We start from the raw sequence: 18,153 nt of genomic DNA, 5'->3' as shown, positions 1-18,153 counted from the left end.
GCCTCAGACTCCGTCCTCGCGGCCCGGCGGCAGCGTCGGCCGACGCCAGGCGTGAATGTCCCGCGGCCAATGGGTGGCCGCGTCCCACAGGGGGCTGTTGCCCGTCAGATGACGGCCGGAAAGCTGGCGCAGCTCGTGCGCCAGTTTCTCGGTCACCTCGCCGTCGGGCAGGGCGAGGGGATCGGTGAGCAGCCACAGGGCGTGCAGCAGCCGGCGTACGGACAGGTGCAGCGCGAGCGAGTCCGCGTCCAGTCCGGCGGGCAGCGCGTCCAGGGTGTCCGTGGCCTCGCGGCCGAGCGCGGCGGCCCGGCGCGGGTCGGGCCCGGAGGGGCGGGCCGCGGCGCGCGGGTACGGGGCCGAGGCGATGAAGCGGAGCCGGCCGAGCCAGCCGATCACGTCGGGCTCGGGGAAGGTGGTCCGCAGATGGGCGACCGCGTCGTCGACCCGGCCCAGGGCGAGCTCGTGGAACAGCCGGTACGGGCGCTGCTCGTCGCGGTCGTAGTGCCGGTGCAGGGTCTCGTGGACGGCCCGCCAGGCGGAGTGCCGCGGATGGTCGCCGTCGCCGAAGCGCAGCCGGTGCAGGAGCAGGGCGCGCAGCAGCGGGTCGGCGACGAAGTGCTCGGGGCCCTCCGCCCAGTCCTCGGCGCGCAGTTGGTCCCGTACGCGCAGCGCCATGTCGCCGTCCCGGGACTCGGTGTGCAGCCGGGTGCGGGCGAGCAGCCGCGCGGACTCCTCGTCGTGCGCGGCGGCCAGCACGGTGAACGGCTCCAGGCGCGGCTGCGGCAGCAGCGCGGTGAGCAGCGCCGGGGCGACCGGTACCGGGAGGGCGTCCTCGCGCAGTTCGACGTCCAGGTCGAGCAGCGCGCCCGGGGTGAGCGCGCCGCGCTCGGCGCGGGGCGCCTCGGCGGCGGCCTGCCCGAGCAGCGTGACGCCGAGCGGGCGGCCGCCGGTGAGCCGGTGGACGCCGCGGGCCAGGTCGGCGGGGGTGAGCCCGGACGGGTCGAGGCGGTCGAAGGCGGCCTGCGCCTGCGCCGGGGACAGCGGGGTGAGGGCGACGGCGAGGATGCCGGAGGTGACGTCGTCGCCGCGCGGGGCGGGCGCCCGGTGCGCGGTCTCGGGCAGCCGTACACGGTGCGCGCGCCGCATGCCCTCGTGCTCGTGGACCCGGGACACGGCGAACACGACGACCTTGTCGCGGCGGCCGTTGTCGCGGGCGCGCAGGATCGGCTCGATGAGCCGGCGGCCGAGCTCGCCGTGGGCGTTGTCGAGGAGCAGGACGGGGCGGCCGCGCCGGGTGCCGGCCTTGGTGAGGCCGCGGTAGGCCTGGCCGAGGTCCTCGATCAGCGCGCCGACGAGGAAGTCCTCGGCTTCCTGGCGGCGCCGGCCGCCCTGCTCGAAGTCGATGGCGAGCTGCTGCAGACCGGCCTTGCCGCGCCCGCCCGCGTTGCGGTAACTCCCGTACCAGCTCTCCGACTTCTTCTGGACCCGCCCGAACACCTCTTCCAGGACCGTCTCCACGGTCGCTTCCGCGAGCAGCCCGGCGAGCGGGACGGCGCTCTCGGCGAAGGTCGCGGCGAGTTTGGTGAGGACCTTGGCGACCCAGTTCGTCGCCGCGCCCTTGGCCGCGTCGACCGTGGACAGCACCGGGCCCAGCCGCTGGAGATCGCGCTGCGCGCGCTCCTCGTCCTCCTGCGTCCAGCTGATCGACGCGACGGCGACCAGGCCGAGCGACAGCCGCGGGAACTCGATCTGCTTCGCGCCGGTCACCTTCGGCGCCAGCTGGACGGCCAACTCGGCGAGCGCGCCGGTGCGTTCGGTCCAGCCGCGGCCGTGGTCGGCGGGCGGCTCGACGCGCGCGCAGTCGATCAGGGCGAGCGGGGTGGCGCCTTTGTAGGCGTTGCGCAGCTGTTTGAGCAGCGCGGTCTTGCCCATCCCGCGCCCGCCGGTGAACACGACGACCGGCGGATCCTCCCCATGCTCGTACCGCACCCCGGAGAGCCGCTCCGGGTCCAGCCCGATCAGCCGCGCGGCGAGCCCGGTGCGGTGGAACACCGCCTCCCGGCCGTACAGGTCCCTGTCCATTCACCATCCCCCGCATCCCACGAGACGCGTCTCGCCCCATCCCAAATCCAGGATATAGACGGTGAGTTGGAATCGGACGGGTGTTTACGGAGGGAATCGCGCGCCGGTCTCCCGGGCTGCGGCGGGTCAACGCGGCGGCCGCGTGTCACCCACAGTCGGGACCTCCGTTCCAGCCACCCTTGGGTGCGTCGCCGAGCCGCACATGTCCGTCCTGGACGCGCACCCTCTCCGGTAAACGCTCCTTTCCGGACAAAATCACGATCATGTCGCAGAGGTGCGGGGAGTGCCGGTCGGTCCGGCGCGGGAGCTTCCCCGTACAGCAATCCCAGGCGGAAGGAGCCGGCGAAATGGCCGACTGGAAGCAGATCAGCGGTGCGCTCGTCCGGATCTCGGCAGGGTCCAGGACCAACGTGTGGGGCGTCAACTCGGCGGGGAGCATCTACCGTTACACGAACAACGACGCCAGTCCCTGGGTGCAGATCCCGGGCGGGCTGTCGGACATCGGGGCGGCGGCGGACGGCACGGTGTGGGGTGTGAACTCGGCCGGGAACATCTACCGCTACACCGGCGACCAGGACAGCGGCACCTGGAAGCAGATCCCCGGCGCGCTGGTCCGCATCTCGGCGGGGTCCCGGACCAACGTGTGGGGCGTCAACTCGGCGGGGAACATCTACCGTTACACGAACAACGACGCCAGCCCCTGGGTGCAGATCCCGGGCGCGCTGACGGACATCGGGGCGGCGGCGGACGGCACGGTGTGGGGTGTGAACTCCGCCGGGAACATCTACCGCTACACCGGCGACCAGGGAAGCAGCACCTGGAAACAGATCAGCGGCGGACTCACGGCGATCTCGGCCGGGTCGCGGACCAACGTGTGGGGTGTGAACTCGGCCGGGAACATCTACCGCTTCACCAACAACGACGGCAACCCGTGGGTGCAGATCCCGGGCGGGCTGTCGGACATCGGGGCGGGGGTGGACGGCACGGTGTGGGGCGTGAACTCGGCGGGCAACATCTACCGCTACACCGGCGACATGCCCGGCTGATCCCCAACGCGCGGGACACCAGGCCGGCCACGCCCCCGGGGGTGTGGCCGGCCTCGGCGCAGGCGGGAGCCGCTGTCAGGCCGGGGTGACGTACGAGCCCTTGCCCGGCACGGTGAAGATCAGCCCACGTTCCCGGAGTTCCCGCATGGCGCGCCGCGCGGTCAGTACGGCGATCCCGTACTCCTCGGACAAGCGGCCCGGGGTGGGGATCATCCGGTCGGGAGCGAACTCCCCGGTCTCGATCTTCGCTGCGATGACGTCGGCCAGTTGCATGTACAGCGGACGTCCCGACTGCGGGTCAAGGCTCATACGTACACGATAGATAGTCACACAAGTACACGTACGGATGACTCTAGCTACACAGTGATGTAGCACGGTGTAGCACGCACTACGTTGAGGGCATGGAAGACCCCGGCGATCGCGCGAACGGTCCCGGGGCATGGCCACCAACTACTCACGGAGTTGATGACGTGCGAACCCTATCGCGCGTGTTCTGGGCCGGGCCTTGATTCCCGCGCTTCTCTGGCTGCTGATGCTGTCCCTGCCACCCACGGGGCGGCACCGCCCGAGCCCGACGCCCTCCACCCGCGTGGCCCGGCGGCATTGCCGCACCCGCCTCCGTACGCGACCGGCCGTCCGCCGCTCTCCGTACGCGGCCGAGCAGACGACGATCCTCGACGGAGCCCGTTCCCCGCTCGAACGTCCCTACCTGGCGGCCCAGCGCAGGCGGCGACGGGAGTTGTGGCTGGCCACGGTCGGAGTCGATGTCGACCGTCGGAACATCCATGCTCTTCCCGCTCTTCCCGCCGGTTGTGCCCGGTGAGCCGCTGTGGGGCGCGGCGGCCCGACATCGCCGTCGTCGAGGTGATGCGGCCGGTGTGCGCGGGCTCGGTGTGCGTGCTCGCCCCGGGACACAGCGGCTCGCACCGCGACCGGGCGGGGGACGCCTGGTGGGTGACACCCGAGCTCGCCGACGCGGTGACCGTCTCGCTCCTCACCCACGCGCTCATGGGGCTGAGTGAACCCGCCCTGGAGGAACCGGAGTTCCGCTCCCCGCGTTGTGTGGTCGGCCGCCATGACCACTGCCGGGACGGCGTCGCCCGCGACAGCGGCGTACCCGGAGTCCGGTACCTCGTCTGCGGATGTGTCTGCCACGGGCGGTCGATCTCCGTTCAGTAGCGCCTCTCGGCCTCGGCCCGCGCCCGGAAGGGGGTGAGGTCGAGGCCGATGACGTACAGGGTGCCGGTGCGCAGAGTCTCGTGATTGCCGTAGAGCGCCGCGAAGCGGTGTTCCTTGTACGTCTGGAACTCCACTTTCTCGTCGCGAAGTTCGGCAAGGCGGCCCGCACCGGTGACGCGGGCGCGGAGGGCCTGGCTGGTGATCCATTGGGCGTGCTGTTCGGTGTGGTCGCGTGGGCGGCAGTTCTGGACGGCGAGGGCCCACAGGACACCCGGGGAGATCTGAGGGTCGAGGACGGCGACGATGCCGATCTCGCCGTACCGGGCGGGTGTGTCGGAGTGGGTGGTGTAGGCGAGGAGTTCGCCGAACATGTGGAAGACGGTGACGCGCGCGCTGTCGACGACGTGCATGGGTCCGGACCTCGGTCCTTGGTCTTCGGTGAGGCCCGTCCCGGCCCGAGCGTGGGCCGGGACGGGGAGCGGGGTCAGCAGCAGGGGCCGTCGCCGCAGCAAGCGGGCTCGTTGCACTCGGCGGCCGTGCCCCACAGCTTCTTGTCGACGGCGAAGCCGGCCTGGCGGATCAGCTCGGTGACGTCGAGCATCAGGCCGGGGCTGCGGATCTTGCTGTTGGGGGCGTGGTGGAGGAAGCGGCCGAAGTGCGCCTCGCACCACTCGGCGTACTCCTGGCTGTGCAGCATGAACGTGTGCCAGGCCGGATCGACCTGGCGGCTGGGTGCCATCACGTCGCCCTTGCCGGTGCTGCCCATCGTCCACAGGAAGGCGAGGCCCTGGTCCATGACCGCCTCGGCCAGGGGCGGTTCCATCTCGTACTCGGCGGCACAGAACGCGGCGAGCCGCTGGAACAGCGGCGGCTCGACCAGATCCCGGCCGTGACGGACTTCAAGCGCGGTCGCGGTCATGCGATCCTCCTTGAACGCGTACCCGGCGCGCGGCCCACCCGCCCGCCGTCCTGCGCGGGCCCCCGACGGGAGCCCAAGGAATGCCGCCCGGCCCGCCCGGCCACGAGCAGGCCCGGGAGCGGCGCCCTGGTCAGGGGCGGTGTCTATTCCGCACGCACTCGGCGGCGTCGGTGTGCCCGTCCTCATCGCGCCGGCCCTTCCGGGTGCCTCAGGCACGCCCGGGGAAACCACTGCGGCGTCCAGTCACCGAGCCGAAGCCGCCTCGGCCCCAGATCGACCACCGCGCCCGCCGCCAAGGTCACGCCACACCAGACACAGTCCTGCCCCCGCTGCTGCCGCTGCGTCAACGTCCCGATCCGCGGCGGCTCGACCGCAGCGAGTCCGTTCGTCTCCCTGACCATGACCAGGACGGTAGGCGGCCCAATTGGGTATCTGTGAGGCGATTGCGCAGGATTGCGAGAGATGGGAAGCGGTTGGCGGCAGGCGCTCAGGTTGCGGCAATCGTCCCTCGCGCGCGGGCGATGAGCCGATGGGCTTTGGGGCCGGAAGCGGCGGCGTCGGCGAGCTTGTCCCACACTCTTCCGTACAGAGGGACATCGTCATTGGCGTACTGGTACTCGGTGTTGATCGTCTCGACGATCACGCGGCTTTCGTCGAAGATCCAGAACCCGTGCTTCGGAGTGATGCCCATCGGAGCGCCGAGGGGCACGATGCCGAGTTCCACTGTCGGCATGCCGATGAGGCCGACGAGCCGGTCCAGTTGTCCGGCCATGACATCGCGGTTGCCCACATGCGCGTACAGCGCGGCCTCCCACACAAGGATCCGAAACAACCGGCCGGGCTCGTACAGCACCTCTTGGCGTCGCATCCGAGCCTGCACGGCGGCCTCGGTGTCGCGCATCGAGCGCATCAGGTCGGCGTTTTGGACCAGGAGGTGGCGGGCGTAATCCGGGGTCTGGAAGAGGCCAGGGATGACGGTGGCCTCGTAGCCGCGCAGGGTTGAGGTACGTCGATACTCGACGACGTACCGGTCTTGAACAGGCGTGTGGCCGGCCGTGAGCTGGCGGCGCCAGTGCCGTTGCTGGGACTCCAGCCCGCGAAGGCGGGCGACCAGATCGGGCAGTGAGGCAGGCTGCTCGGCAGCAGTGGCCCAGGCCTCCAGGTCGGCGACCTTAGGGGTCTGCTTGCCGGCTTGGAGCCGAGACACCTTCGAGGCGGGCCAGCCGAGGCGCGCCGCGAAGTCCTTGCCGGAGAGACCGGTCTCGGCACGCAACTCCGAGAGCCGCGCGCCGAGGGCTTCCCGGCCACACTGGAAATCCGTGCTCACACAGTGGACCGTACCCGGGCCCACACATCGGCAGAGGGTGTGGCGGCCGCCAGGGCGGCATCCCGTGCCTGGCAGACGGCGAGCACCGCCTCCGGATCTTCGATGAGTTCGACGCCGACAGTGGTGTCGGTCTCATCGATGTGCATGCGCACCAGCGTGCGTGAGTCGAAGAGCCAGAAGTCCCACTCCGGCAACTCCAGTTCTTCGGCCTCGGCCCTGGTGAGGACACGGATGTCCTCGCCGGCCGCGACGTTCCCGAGGCCGGAGGTGAGAAGAAATGCCTGGCCTTCGGTGAGCGGTTCGTCGACCAAGCGCACGCGCTCGAAGCGTTTACCAGCCGCTACTTGCAGACGGACATTCTCCCGCCACTCGTAGTTGGAGCTCCAGAGTGCGTGACCGCATGAGAGCTTGGGGCCGGATTGCGTCAGGTTGCGCGGGAGAGGCGGCCAGGGGCGCGTTTCTTCGGCGACCGGCTCGGGTAGGGCTGCATCGGTCACGCCGATGGGGGCATCGGCAGGACGCTCCGGTCGCTCGTGGACCGGGTCCCGGGTCCGCTCGTAGCGTCGGCGGCATGAGAAATCGGCTCGGAATCGAAGCGCGCGGGACCCTCGAACTCACCCTGGCCATGGTGCTGTCCGGCACCCTCGGGGTGTTCGTCGTGGAGTCCGGTGCCTCCCCGTTCACCGTCGTGTTCTTCCGCTGCGTGTTCGGTGCCGTCGCGCTCGGGGCGTACAGCCTCGTCCGTGGCTTCCTCACCGGGCACGGGCTCACCCCGCGGACGTTCGGACTCGCCGCGCTCGGCGGCGTGTTCATCGTCTTCAACTGGGTGTTCCTGTTCGAGGCGTACGAGGCCACCTCGATCTCGTTCGCCACCGTCGTCTACCACACCCAGCCCTTCTTCCTCGTCCTCCTCGGCGCGCTCGTGCTCCGTGAGCGGATAGGGGCGGCGAAGGTGGGCTGGCTCGCGGTCGCGTTCGCCGGGCTCGTGCTGGTGTCCGGGGTGCGGCCCGGGGACACCGCGTCGCTCAAGGGGCTCGGCTTCGCGCTCGCCGCGGCGGTGCTCTACGCGCTGGCGACGATCGTCACCAAGCGGATCAGCGGCGTCCGGCCGCACCTCATCGCGCTCGTCCAGGTCACCGTCGGCATCCCGCTGCTCCTGCCCTTCGCCGACTTCGGCGAGGCGGCCCGGCTCGGTGCCGGCTGGGGCTGGCTGGCCGGGCTCGGGCTGATCCACACCGGGGTGATGTACGTGCTGATGTACGCGGCGTACGCCAAGCTGCCCACCGCCCGCATCGCCGTCCTCGCTTTCACCTACCCGGCCGTCGCGATGGTCGTCGACTGGGAGGTGTACGGGCACCACATCGGCCTCGTCCAGGCGCTCGGCGTCCCGCTGATCGTGCTCGCCAGCCTCAGGGTGACCCTGGCGAAGCCTGCTCCCGCGCGAGCCGCCGCGCCTGCTCCACGAACAGAAGGACATGCGCCGGCAGCCGCTTCCCCCGCCGCCACGCGATCTGCGTGAACAGTGTGAACGGCGGTTCCCAGTCCAGCGCCATCAGTTCCCCGGACGCCAGCTCCGTGCCGACGGCGATCCGGGGCAGCAGCGCGATCCCGAGCCCGGCCGCCACGCCCCGCTTGGTCGCCTCGATCGTGCCGTACTCCGTGAAGACGGGCGGACCGCACGGCCGCAGCTCCGCTTCGAACAGATCCCGGTAGGGACATCCCGGCTCCGTGCCGACCAGCGCGGCCGCCGCCAAGTCCGCCGTCGTGAGCCGGGTCCGCCCGGCCAGCGGATGCGCCGGCCCGCTCACCAGGATCAGCGGCTCCTCGCACAGCACCTCGCTGTCCAGGCCCTCGTGTGCCGTGTCCGGTTCCATCAGCAGCCCGATGTCGTACGTGCCCTCGCGCAGCGCCCGCCGGGTCGCGTCGCCGAGAGTGGGCCGCAGGGAGAGCCGGACGCCCGGGTAGCGGTGGTGGAAGAGTTCGAGCAGTGGCGGCAGCCGGTAGGAGGTCAGGGACTCCATGGTGCCGATCATGATCATCCCCGAGGGCTCGCCGGAGCCGCCTCGGCCGGTGACGGCCGCCCGCGCCTCGCCGTGGAGCGCGATGATCTGACGGGCGTACGGGAGCAGCCGCTTGCCGGCCTCGGTGAGGCATATGCGCGAGCCGAGGCGTTCGAAGAGTTCGGTGCAGAGGTCGGTCTCCAGGGACCGGATCTGGGCGGTGACGCTGGACTGGGCATATGACAGCTCGGCGGCGGCCCGGGTGAAGGACAGGACCGTGGCCACCTTCTCGAAGGTGACGAGCAGCTTCAGTTCCATGCCGGCGATCCGGGGACCCGCGTCACGACTTCGTGCCGTCCTCGTCGCGCGGCCGGTCGCCCTCGTCCTCGCGGCGGCGCAGCTCGTCCTCGCGACGGCGCAGGTCGGCCTCCCAGTCCTTCAGGAGCGACTCGTCCTTCCGGTTCTCCTCGCGCTTGTTCTCCTCACGCAGCGAGGCCAGGAACTCCGGGTTGTCGTCGGGGGCGACCCATTCCCGTTCCCGGCGGGCGTCGCCGGGGCCGTTCGGGAGAGCGCGGCGCGTCTTTCCGGCGGCGAGCCACACGATGGGCCCGGCGATCCAGACGAGCAGGATGATGATGACCCAGACGACCTTGGGCAGGTGCCTGACCTCTTCTTCGGGGGTGTTCAGGCAGTCGATGAAGGCATAGATCAGCAGCGCCAGAGGCAAGAGGTACATCAGTGCCCTGAGCATGTGGAACAGCCCCCTGGAGACGCCTGGAGAGTGTGGGCGGGACGCGCTGCGCGGCCCCGGTGAAGGGCCCAGCGTAGCCGGTGGCGGATACTTGCCCCTATGGCTTACGACGATCTCCGCTCGCTGCTCAGGGCGCTCGAGCGCGAAGGCGACCTCAAGCGCATCAAGGCCGAAGTCGACCCGTACCTGGAGGTCGGGGAGATCGTCGACCGGGTGAACAAGGCAGGCGGCCCGGCCCTTCTCTTCGAGAACGTCAAGGGCTCCGCGATGCCGCTCGCGATGAACGTCTTCGGGACGGACCGCCGGCTGCTGAAGGCCCTCGGCCTGAAGTCGTACGGCGAGATCAGCGAGAAGATCGGCGGCCTGCTGAAGCCGGAACTGCCGCACGGTTTCGTCGGCGTCCGCGAGGCGTTCGGGAAGCTGGGCTCGATGGTCCACGTGCCGCCGAAGAAGGTGAAGACGGAGAACGCCCCGGTCCACGAGGTCGTCCTCACCGGCGACGACGTCGACCTCGACCAGCTGCCGGCGCTGTTCACCTGGCCCAAGGACGGCGGCTCCTTCTTCAACCTGGGCCTCACCCACACCAAGCACCCCGAGACCGGCGTGCGCAACCTCGGTCTCTACCGCCTCCAGCGCCACGACAAGCGCACCATCGGCATGCACTGGCAGATCCACAAGGACAGCCGCAACCACTACGCGGTGGCGGCGGAGCGCGGTGAGCGGCTGCCGGTCGCGATCGCCTTCGGCTGCCCGCCGGCCGTCACGTACGCGTCGACCGCGCCGCTGCCCGGCGACATCGACGAGTACCTGTTCGCCGGCTTCGTGCAGGGCAAGCGGATCGAGATGGTCGACTGCAAGACCGTCCCGCTGCAGGTCCCGGCGCAGGCCGAGGTCGTGATCGAGGGCTGGCTGGAGCCCGGCGAGATGCTGCCGGAGGGTCCGTTCGGCGACCACACCGGCTTCTACACGCCGCAGGAACCGTTCCCCGCACTGAAGATCGACTGTGTGACGATGCGGAAGCGTCCGCTGCTCCAGTCGATCGTGGTCGGCCGGCCGCCGACCGAGGACGGGCCGCTGGGGCGGGCCACGGAACGTTTCTTCCTGCCCCTGCTCAAGATCATCGTGCCGGACATCGTCGACTACCACCTGCCGGAGTCGGGCGGCTTCCACAACTGCGCGATCGTCTCGATCGACAAGAAGTACCCGAAGCACGCGCAGAAGGTCATGCACGCCATCTGGGGCGCGCACATGATGTCGCTGACCAAGCTGATCATCGTCGTCGACAAGGACTGCGACGTCCACGACCTCCACGAGGTCTCCTGGCGCGCCCTCGGCAACACCGACTACGCCCGCGACCTCACCGTCGTCGAAGGCCCCGTCGACCACCTCGACCACGCCTCCTACCAGCAGTTCTGGGGCGGCAAGGCGGGCATCGACGCGACGAAGAAGCTGCCCGAGGAGGGCTACACCCGCGACGGAGGCTGGCCCGACATGGTCGAGTCGGATCCGGCGACGGCGGCCCTGGTGGACCGCCGCTGGAAGGAGTACGGGCTGTGACCACGGCCGCAGTCCCGGGCGCACGCCCCGGGCGCACGAAAGCCTTCCTGCGCCTCGTGATGATCGAGCACTCGATCTTCGCGCTGCCCTTCGCGTACATCGCCTCGCTCACCGCCATGTACCAGCTGGACCAGTCGGTCCACTGGTGGACGCTGCTCCTGGTCACGGTGTGCATGGTGGGTCTGCGGACCTTCGCCATGGCCTGCAACCGGATCATCGACCGGGAGATCGACGCGCGTAACCCGCGCACCGCGAACCGCGAGCTGGTGACCGGCGCGGTGTCGGTGCGGTCGGCGTGGACCGGGGCCGGGATCGCCCTCGCGGTGTTCCTCGGGTCGGCGGCGCTGCTCAACCCGCTGTGCCTGATGCTCGCGCCGGTCGCCGTCGTACCGATGGTGGTCTACCCGTACGGCAAGCGGTTCACGAACTTCCCGCACGCCATCCTCGGCCTCGCCCAGGCCATCGGTCCGGTCGGCGCGTGGCTCGCGGTGACGGGGGAGTGGTCCTGGGACGCGGCGATCCTCGGTGTCGCGGTCGGCGTCTGGATCGGCGGCTTCGACCTGATCTTCGGCTGCCAGGACGTCCAGGCGGACCGCGCGCACGGAGTGAAGTCCGTCCCGGCGCGCTTCGGCATCCCGGCGGCGCTGTGGGGCGCGCGGGTCACCGCCGTCGTGACCACGGCCCTGCTGGTCTGGTACGCGCTGGCCACGGACGCGGGCGCGTTCTTCTGGGGCGGCCTGCTGATCGTGGCGGCCGCGTTCTGCTACGAGCACGCGATCGTACGGCCGCACGACCTGTCCCGTCTGAACCGCGCGTTCTTCTCCGTCAACGGCTTCATCGGCATCGCCCTGTTCGTGTGCGCGCTGCTGGATCTCGTGGCGCGGGGGCTGAGCGTGTAGCTGGCGTGCGGCCTACCACGTGTGGCCTACCGTCGAGTGCATGGACAGGGAGGCCGACGGGACCCTCTCGGAGGCGGAGACCGAGCGCCCGCACTCACGGCTCACCCGGTACGAGGGCATGTTCCCCGGGTACCGGACGGAGATCGTCGAGGGCGCCATCATGACGAGTCCCGTGAGGCCGCATCACGCGCGGACCATTCGTCTTGTCTGGAACGAGCTGGAAGCCCAGCTGCCCGCGGAGTGGGGCTTCATCAGCGACGTGGCTGTTCCCTTCGACGGCGACAACGAGTTCTGCCCCGACCTGGCAGTGATCCCGGCCGCGGAGGCGGACCGGAACCTGAGTGCCTACTCGCCGGAGTTGATCGGGCTGGCGATCGAGGTCGTCGCGCCGAGCAGCGTCCGCAACGACCACGAGGTCAAGAGCAGGACCTACGCGCGACGAGGCATCCGCAACTACCTGATCTTCGACCCGTACCAGGAGCACTGCGTGACCTTCTGGCATCCGGGGCCGGACGGCCATCTCGGCCGGGACACGTTCCGGTACGGCGGGACGGTCAGCGTCGAGACCTCGCTCGGGAAGCTCGTCATCGACACGGCCCCCCTCCCCATCCACCCCAAAGCCTGACGCGTCACCCTCAAGCGGGGCCGGATAGGCTCGTCGGCGTGGAGCCGGTGAACAAGCAGCAGCGTCGTCCGTGGGTCGTGGGGGTGTCGGGAGCGTCGGGGACGCCGTACGCCGCCGCCGTACTGCGGGGGCTGCTCGACGCGGGGGAGAGTGTCGACCTCGTCGTGTCGCGGGCCTCGCGGCTGACGCTGCTCGACGAGACGGGGATCGCCTTCCGGGACGCGCACTGGCGCGAGGACCTGGCGACGTGGCTGGCGCGGGGCGCCGACGGGAAGCCGGACACGTTCGCCGTCGATCCCGAGGCGGACGTGCGGTACTGGGCGGCCGGGGATCTGGCCGCGGGGCCGTCCTCCGGCTCGTACCCGGCGAAGGGGATGCTGATCGTTCCGGCGTCGACGGCCTCGGTGGCCGGGGTCGCGCTCGGACTGTCGAAGGATCTGCTCCAGCGGGTCGCGAGCGTGACGCTCAAGGAGCGGCGTCCGCTGATCGTCGCCGTGCGGGAGACCCCGCTGAACGGACAGACGCTGAAGCACATGGTGGCGCTGGACGAGGCGGGCGCCGTGGTGCTGCCCGCCTCTCCGGCGTTCTACGCGGGGGCGACGCACATCCAGGATCTGGTGGACTTCGTCGCGGGGCGGGTGCTCGACGCGGCGGGAGTGCCGCACGAGCTGTACCGCCGGTGGGAGGGAGAGCTCGGTGGAGCCGCTGCCGCTTCCCGTGAGGACTGAGGCCGTGAGGGCTGACGCCTTGACCGGCCGGCCCGTCGTGGTGAGCCGGCCGGAGCGTGGTCCGGCGTGTGGGTCAGCGCTTGCGTCGGCGCTGAGGCCGGTGCCTGGGGCGTCGGCGCTCGGTGCGGGGCTTGAGTCAGCGCCCGCGTCGGCGTCAGTGCTTCTTCGTGGCGGTCTTCGTCTTCGCGCCACGCTTGTGGTTGGCCGGCTGGTGGGCACGCGAGCGGTTGGCCAGGTCCTGCAGCTCACGCATGCGGGCGTAGGCCATCTCGATCGTGTACACGGTGATCACCACTCCTGAAAGATTGTCTCTAAATCACTGACAGATTCACAGGGTGTCCCCCCTGTATGCCTTAGATTCTACACCTATACTCGCGGTATCGCTGGACAATGGAAGGTTTTTTCCTATGGACGCCGTGGACAGGCAGCTCATCCAGGCTCTGCGCGAGAACGGCCGTGCCTCGTACGCCGAGCTCGGCCGCCTCGTCGGGCTCTCCGGCCCCTCCGTCACCGACCGCATCAACCGTCTTGAGGCCGCCGGTGTCATCACCGGATACCGCGCCACCGTCGACGCGGCCTCCCTCGGCCTCGGTGTCACCGCCCTCATCGGCATCTCGCTCTCCGACGCCGCCGACCACGAGGACGTGGCCCGCCGGCTGAAGGACCTGGCGGAGATCGAGGACTGCTGGTTCATCGCCGGCGACGACTCCTTCATGCTCAAGGTCCGCGCCAGCGACGTCGACGGCCTGGAGAAGACGATCCGCCGGCTGTCCGGCACGAAGGGCGTCTCCCGCACCCGTACGACGATCGTGCTGTCCACCAAGTGGGAGAACCGCGTCGGCGAGCTGCCCGAAGAGGTCTGACCGGGGCGCCCGGCGGGGTGGGAGTACCGTGGGGGAGCCCTCGGGCGCCCCCGTGGAGGCGCCCCGTATATATGGAGTACGGGACGGGGGCCTGTGAGTTGCGGAAAGAGAGTGGGAGGCGGCCGTATGGACGCGGGGCTCAAGCGTGAGCTGGAGCAGAAGGTCCTCGCCGGCGAGCGGCTGAGCCGTGAGGACGGCATCGCCCTGTACGAGTCGGACGACCTCGCCTGGCTCGGCGGACTGGCCCACGAGGTCCGGACCCGCAAGAACGGCGACGTGGTCCACTTCAATGTCAACCGGCATCTGAACATGACCAACGTCTGCACCGCCTCCTGCGCCTACTGCTCCTTCCAGCGCAAGCCGGGCGAGAAGGACGCGTACACCATGCGCATCGAGGAGGCCGTGCGCCTCGCGAAGGCGATGGAGGGCGAGAACCTCACCGAGCTGCACATCGTCAACGGGCTGCACCCCAACCTGCCCTGGCGCTACTACCCGCGCTCGCTCTCGGAGCTGAAGAAGGCGCTGCCGGACGTCTCCCTCAAGGCGTTCACCGCCACCGAGATCCACCACTTCGAGACGATCTCCGGCCTGTCGGCCTCCGACATCCTGGACGAGCTGATCGAGGCGGGCCTGGAGTCGCTGACCGGCGGCGGCGCCGAGATCTTCGACTGGGAGGTCCGGCAGCACATCGTGGACCACAACACCCATTGGGAGGACTGGTCCCGGATCCACCGGCTCGCGCACGAGAAGGGTCTGAAGACCCCGGCGACGATGCTGTACGGCCACATCGAGGAGCCGCGTCACCGCGTCGACCACGTGCTGCGGCTGCGTGAGCTGCAGGACGAGACCGGCGGCTTCCAGGTCTTCATCCCGCTGCGCTACCAGCACGACTTCGTGGACATGAAGGACGGCAAGATCCGCAACCGGCTCCAGGCCCGCACCACCATGGCCACCGGCGCCGAGGCCCTGAAGACCTTCGCGGTCTCGCGGCTGCTGTTCGACAACGTCCCGCACGTCAAGGTCTTCTGGGTGATGCACGGCGTCCAGACCGCGCAGCTGGCGCTCCAGCACGGCGCGGACGACATGGACGGCTCGGTCGTCGAGTACAAGATCACGCACGATGCCGACAACTACGGCACCCCGAACAAGCTGACCCGCGACGACCTGCTCGAACTCATCCGGGACGCCGGTTTCCGGCCGGTCGAGCGGAACACGCGGTACGAGATCATCCGCGAGTACCCGGGCCCGGACGCCGGCCGCCGCGAGTCGCCGCAGCCGATGCGGGTCTGACGCCGCGGCCGGTACGCGCGGGGGCTCAGTCCAGCGTCAGCAGCATGATGACGTCGTCGCGGTCGTCACCCGGGGCCACCCGGATGGCGGCCGGGACGCGGCCGACCTCCTTGTAGCCGGCCCGCGCGTAGAAGTTCTCCAGGCCGAGGCCGCCGCGGCAGGTGAGCCGGATCGCCTCGACGTGCCCGAAGCCCTCGCCGGTCCGGGCCGCCCGCTCGACCGCGGCCATCAGGTCGCGTCCGTACCCCTTGCCCTGGTACCGGGGGTGCACCATCACCGTGTACAGCCACGCCCAGTGCGACATCAGGGGGTGGCTGTTGTACGTGAAGAAGGCGGTGGCGGCTATCGCGCCGTCCTCGTCGCGGCCCACGAGCAGCCGGGTGCCGCCCTCCTCCATCGCCAGCAGGTGCCGCAGCAGCGCCGGGCGGATCTCCCCGGGAGTGACGGGCGGGACGTAGCCGACGGCGCCGCCCGCGTTGGAGACGTCCGCCCAGAGGGCGAGGACACCGTCGCGCAGGGCGGGGTCGATGGCCGGATCGAGCTCAAAGGTAAGGGTCATGGGTGGAGATTATTCCTTACGAGGGGCCCGCTTGAGGCCCCCGCCCCCGGGTGCCGTACGCGCGCGTGCTTCACTGGAGAAGACGCTCGTCCGGTATGGGAGGAACTCGCATGCTCCGCTACACCCTGATGCGCCTCGGCATCTTCGCCGGCAGCTTCCTCGTGCTGTGGGGCCTGGTCTACGCGCGAGTGCTGCCGCGTGGTCTCGGTGACTCCAACATGCTGTGGGTCCTCGTGCTCTCGGTGGTCGTCTCCGCGCCGCTCAGCTTCGTGCTGCTGCGCAAGCAGCGCGACGAGATGAGCGTCGAGATCGTGCAGAAGGTCGACCGGGCGAAGGGCCGCTTCGAGGCGAACCGTTCCGCCGAGGACGCGGCGTAAGCACGCCAGGCGCGCCACTCGCGCCGCACGCGCGCGTACGGAAACGGACGTAAGGCGCGCGTAAGTTTCCTCACACTCACCGGAACACCCCGGGTGGGGCCCCATGGGCTCCCGCCTGGGGTGTTCCGCGTTTTCCGGCGCTCCGCGGGCGGTTTCGCGCCGATGCGGGACGGGTGCGGCCCCTCCCCTTCTCAAAGAAGGGCTTTGAGGATCTCAAAGTTCAAGTGTTAACGTGTTCGGCATGAAGACAGCAGTGCGCCTCCGTGATGCCGCGAGCACCCCGCTCGTGGCGCGCCTGCACGTCGACCTGTGCCGCTGTATGTCCGCGGTCTGTTGCCGCGTGCTCTGATCTCCGACCCCCGGCCGGCCGTCGATTTCCGGCCTCCGATCCCTGATCTCTGATCTCTGATCTCCGATCGGATCGCCGGCCCCTGGGTCCCCGATCCCGGCGTCATGCAGCGGCTTCGCGCGACGAGCGCGCGAATGCCGCACCCCCGTCCCCGTATTTCCCCGATACGCACCAGTGGAGTGTGTCCGTGTCCGCGTCCTCGTCCGCGCCCTCGCAGGCGCCGGTGGCGAAGTCCCGCATACCCAAGATCCCGTTCTGGGCCCAGATCGTCGCCGGTCTCGTGCTCGGTGTCCTGTTCGGCTGGCTCGCCCGCAGCCAGGACATCGGCTGGCTCCAGCAGACCCTGACCCAGGTCGGCGGCATCTTCATCCAGCTGCTCAAGCTGGCCGTCGCCCCGCTCGTCTTCTTCGCGATCCTGGTCTCGATCAGCAACCTGCGCAAGGTCAACAACGCGGCCCGGCTGGCCGCCCAGACCCTGATCTGGTTCATGATCACCTCGCTGATCGCGGTCGTCATCGGCCTCGCCATCGGCCTGCTCACCAACCCGGGTGCCGGCACCGGCCTCACGCCGAAGGACGGCAAGCTCCCGGAGCACCAGGGCAGCTGGATCGACTTCCTGACGGGCATCGTCCCGAGCGACGTCATCACGCCGTTCACCGAGCTGAACGTCCTGCAGATCGTCTTCATGGCCGCCGTCGCCGGTATCGCCGCGCTGAAGCTCGGCCCGAAGGCGCAGCCGATCCTCACCCTCTCCGAGTCGGTCCTGGAGCTGCTCCAGAAGGCCCTGTGGTGGGTCATCCGCCTCGCCCCGATCGGCACCGCCGGCCTCATCGGCCGCGCCATCGTCGACTACGGCTGGGACCTGATCGGCAAGTACGCCACCTTCACCGCCGACATCTACATCGGCTGCGCGCTCGTCCTCTTCGGCGTCTACCCGCTGCTGCTCGCGACCGTCGCCAAGCTGAACCCGCTGCAGTTCTTCAAGGGCGCCTGGCCCGCCATCCAGCTGGCCTTCGTCTCCCGCTCCTCCGTCGGCACCATGCCGGTCACCCAGCGGGTCACCGAGCGCCTCGGCGTCCCGAAGGAGTACGCGTCCTTCTCGGTGCCGTTCGGCGCCACGACGAAGATGGACGGCTGCGCCGCGATCTACCCGGCGCTCTCCGCGATCTTCATCGCGCAGATCTTCGATGTCCAGCTCGGCATCCGTGACTACCTGCTCATCGCGTTCGTCTCGGTCATCGGCTCGGCGGCCACCGCCGGCCTGACCGGCGCCACGGTCATGCTGACCCTGACGCTGTCGACCCTGGGCCTGCCGCTTGAGGGCGTCGGCCTGCTGATGGCGATCGACCCGATCCTCGACATGGTCCGCACCGCGACGAACGTGGCGGGGCAGTCGCTGATCCCGGTGATCGTCGCGGCTCGCGAGAAGATCCTGGACCACACCGCCTACGACTCGGCCTCGGGCTCCCCGATCGACGAGCTGGTCGACGCCGACGCCGACGCCGACGTCGACGTCGACCAGAAGGTCGCGGTCCCGGCCGCCGCCTGACGTACCCGCCCACGCGCACACACCGCCGCGCCCCGCACCGATCCGTTCGGTGC

The 18,153-nt window shown here is 70.0% G+C and carries 21 protein-coding genes; 11 read left to right on the top strand and 10 right to left on the bottom strand.

Translation table 11 applies throughout. The features are described from left to right. Positions 1-3 precede the first annotated feature (3 nt). Positions 4-2,082, bottom strand: coding sequence for a hypothetical protein (locus ABZ693_RS30800; RefSeq protein WP_359884084.1), 2,079 nt, complete (start codon positions 2,080-2,082; stop codon positions 4-6). A 347-nt stretch (positions 2,083-2,429) separates the two neighbouring features. Between ABZ693_RS30800 and ABZ693_RS30795 the strand changes: the two genes are divergently transcribed. Next, a complete protein-coding gene (locus ABZ693_RS30795) occupies positions 2,430-3,128 on the top strand; it encodes a tectonin domain-containing protein (RefSeq protein ID WP_359884081.1) in 699 nt (232 codons plus the stop codon). A 75-nt stretch (positions 3,129-3,203) separates the two neighbouring features. Here ABZ693_RS30795 and ABZ693_RS30790 read toward each other — a convergent pair whose 3' ends face one another. Beyond that, positions 3,204-3,437: a GntR family transcriptional regulator gene (locus tag ABZ693_RS30790; RefSeq protein ID WP_359884079.1), complete on the bottom strand. Its 234-nt coding sequence runs from the start codon at positions 3,435-3,437 to the stop codon at positions 3,204-3,206. Between the two features lie 510 nt (positions 3,438-3,947). On the opposite strand from ABZ693_RS30790, the gene ABZ693_RS30785 reads away from it, so the two are divergent. After that, positions 3,948-4,307 (top strand): hypothetical protein, encoded by a 360-nt coding sequence (locus tag ABZ693_RS30785; RefSeq protein WP_359884076.1) that lies wholly within the window; start codon positions 3,948-3,950, stop codon positions 4,305-4,307. Here the strand turns inward: ABZ693_RS30785 and ABZ693_RS30780 are convergent. From ABZ693_RS30780 to ABZ693_RS30765, 4 genes are all read right to left on the bottom strand, one after another. Next, positions 4,301-4,717 carry a hypothetical protein gene (locus ABZ693_RS30780; protein WP_359884074.1) on the bottom strand — a complete coding sequence of 139 codons (417 nt, stop codon included), beginning with the start codon at positions 4,715-4,717 and terminating at the stop codon, positions 4,301-4,303. The genes ABZ693_RS30785 and ABZ693_RS30780 overlap by 7 nt on opposite strands. 74 nt (positions 4,718-4,791) lie before the next feature. Further along, positions 4,792-5,226: a glycine-rich domain-containing protein gene (locus ABZ693_RS30775; RefSeq protein ID WP_359884071.1), complete on the bottom strand. Its 435-nt coding sequence runs from the start codon at positions 5,224-5,226 to the stop codon at positions 4,792-4,794. Positions 5,227-5,713: 487 nt separating this feature from the next. Then, a complete protein-coding gene (locus ABZ693_RS30770; protein ID WP_359884069.1) occupies positions 5,714-6,553 on the bottom strand; it encodes a helix-turn-helix domain-containing protein in 840 nt (279 codons plus the stop codon). Next, the gene (locus ABZ693_RS30765; protein WP_359884067.1) at positions 6,550-7,050 is read right to left on the bottom strand and encodes a DUF6879 family protein; all 501 of its coding nucleotides are present in this window, start codon (positions 7,048-7,050) and stop codon (positions 6,550-6,552) included. Before ABZ693_RS30765 ends, ABZ693_RS30770 begins: the two co-directional genes overlap by 4 nt. Positions 7,051-7,124: 74 nt before the next feature. Between ABZ693_RS30765 and ABZ693_RS30760 the strand changes: the two genes are divergently transcribed. Continuing rightward, positions 7,125-8,072, top strand: coding sequence for a DMT family transporter (locus ABZ693_RS30760; protein WP_359884064.1), 948 nt, complete (start codon positions 7,125-7,127; stop codon positions 8,070-8,072). On the opposite strand, the gene ABZ693_RS30755 is transcribed toward ABZ693_RS30760, so the two are convergent. Both ABZ693_RS30755 and ABZ693_RS30750 read right to left on the bottom strand, forming a co-directional pair. Then, positions 7,963-8,871 carry a LysR family transcriptional regulator gene (locus ABZ693_RS30755; protein ID WP_359884062.1) on the bottom strand — a complete coding sequence of 303 codons (909 nt, stop codon included), beginning with the start codon at positions 8,869-8,871 and terminating at the stop codon, positions 7,963-7,965. The two genes, ABZ693_RS30760 and ABZ693_RS30755, sit on opposite strands and share 110 nt — an antisense overlap. 22 nt (positions 8,872-8,893) lie before the next feature. Then, the gene (locus tag ABZ693_RS30750; protein WP_359884060.1) at positions 8,894-9,304 is read right to left on the bottom strand and encodes a PLD nuclease N-terminal domain-containing protein; all 411 of its coding nucleotides are present in this window, start codon (positions 9,302-9,304) and stop codon (positions 8,894-8,896) included. 99 nt (positions 9,305-9,403) lie between these two features. Here ABZ693_RS30750 and ABZ693_RS30745 point away from each other — a divergent pair, with 99 nt between their 5' ends. The 4 genes from ABZ693_RS30745 to ABZ693_RS30730 are packed head-to-tail and all read left to right on the top strand — an operon-like array spanning position 9,404 to position 13,113. Beyond that, positions 9,404-10,861, top strand: a complete 1,458-nt coding sequence (locus tag ABZ693_RS30745; RefSeq protein ID WP_359884057.1) for a menaquinone biosynthesis decarboxylase — start codon at positions 9,404-9,406, stop codon at positions 10,859-10,861. Beyond that, positions 10,858-11,760 carry a menaquinone biosynthesis prenyltransferase MqnP gene (gene mqnP, locus ABZ693_RS30740; RefSeq protein WP_359884055.1) on the top strand — a complete coding sequence of 301 codons (903 nt, stop codon included), beginning with the start codon at positions 10,858-10,860 and terminating at the stop codon, positions 11,758-11,760. Before ABZ693_RS30745 ends, mqnP begins: the two co-directional genes overlap by 4 nt. A 40-nt stretch (positions 11,761-11,800) precedes the next feature. Continuing rightward, positions 11,801-12,385, top strand: a complete 585-nt coding sequence (locus ABZ693_RS30735) for a Uma2 family endonuclease (RefSeq protein WP_359884052.1) — start codon at positions 11,801-11,803, stop codon at positions 12,383-12,385. A gap of 47 nt (positions 12,386-12,432) precedes the next feature. Beyond that, the gene (locus ABZ693_RS30730; protein WP_359884136.1) at positions 12,433-13,113 is read left to right on the top strand and encodes a UbiX family flavin prenyltransferase; all 681 of its coding nucleotides are present in this window, start codon (positions 12,433-12,435) and stop codon (positions 13,111-13,113) included. Positions 13,114-13,267: 154 nt separating this feature from the next. On the opposite strand, the gene ABZ693_RS30725 is transcribed toward ABZ693_RS30730, so the two are convergent. Then, the gene (locus ABZ693_RS30725) at positions 13,268-13,408 is read right to left on the bottom strand and encodes a hypothetical protein (protein ID WP_359884049.1); all 141 of its coding nucleotides are present in this window, start codon (positions 13,406-13,408) and stop codon (positions 13,268-13,270) included. Positions 13,409-13,520: 112 nt separating this feature from the next. Here ABZ693_RS30725 and ABZ693_RS30720 point away from each other — a divergent pair, with 112 nt between their 5' ends. Further along, a complete protein-coding gene (locus ABZ693_RS30720) occupies positions 13,521-13,976 on the top strand; it encodes an Lrp/AsnC family transcriptional regulator (protein WP_359884046.1) in 456 nt (151 codons plus the stop codon). Positions 13,977-14,102: 126 nt separating this feature from the next. Further along, on the top strand, positions 14,103-15,266 hold the full coding sequence (gene mqnE, locus ABZ693_RS30715; protein ID WP_359884043.1) for an aminofutalosine synthase MqnE: 1,164 nt from the start codon (positions 14,103-14,105) through the stop codon (positions 15,264-15,266). A 25-nt stretch (positions 15,267-15,291) separates the two neighbouring features. Here mqnE and ABZ693_RS30710 read toward each other — a convergent pair whose 3' ends face one another. Then, the gene (locus ABZ693_RS30710; protein WP_359884040.1) at positions 15,292-15,825 is read right to left on the bottom strand and encodes a GNAT family N-acetyltransferase; all 534 of its coding nucleotides are present in this window, start codon (positions 15,823-15,825) and stop codon (positions 15,292-15,294) included. Positions 15,826-15,935: 110 nt separating this feature from the next. Between ABZ693_RS30710 and ABZ693_RS30705 the strand changes: the two genes are divergently transcribed. Together ABZ693_RS30705 and ABZ693_RS30700 are read left to right on the top strand one after the other, a co-directional pair. Next, on the top strand, positions 15,936-16,202 hold the full coding sequence (locus ABZ693_RS30705; RefSeq protein ID WP_359884037.1) for a DUF4229 domain-containing protein: 267 nt from the start codon (positions 15,936-15,938) through the stop codon (positions 16,200-16,202). Positions 16,203-16,738: 536 nt separating this feature from the next. Further along, positions 16,739-18,100: a dicarboxylate/amino acid:cation symporter gene (locus ABZ693_RS30700; RefSeq protein WP_359884035.1), complete on the top strand. Its 1,362-nt coding sequence runs from the start codon at positions 16,739-16,741 to the stop codon at positions 18,098-18,100. Positions 18,101-18,153 lie beyond the last annotated feature (53 nt).

It is taken from the genome of Streptomyces laurentii (assembly GCF_040635425.1).
GTDB lineage: Bacteria > Actinomycetota > Actinomycetes > Streptomycetales > Streptomycetaceae > Streptomyces > Streptomyces laurentii.
Note: the sequence above shows the minus strand (reverse complement) of the source record. Positions and strands in the feature narration are given on the sequence as shown.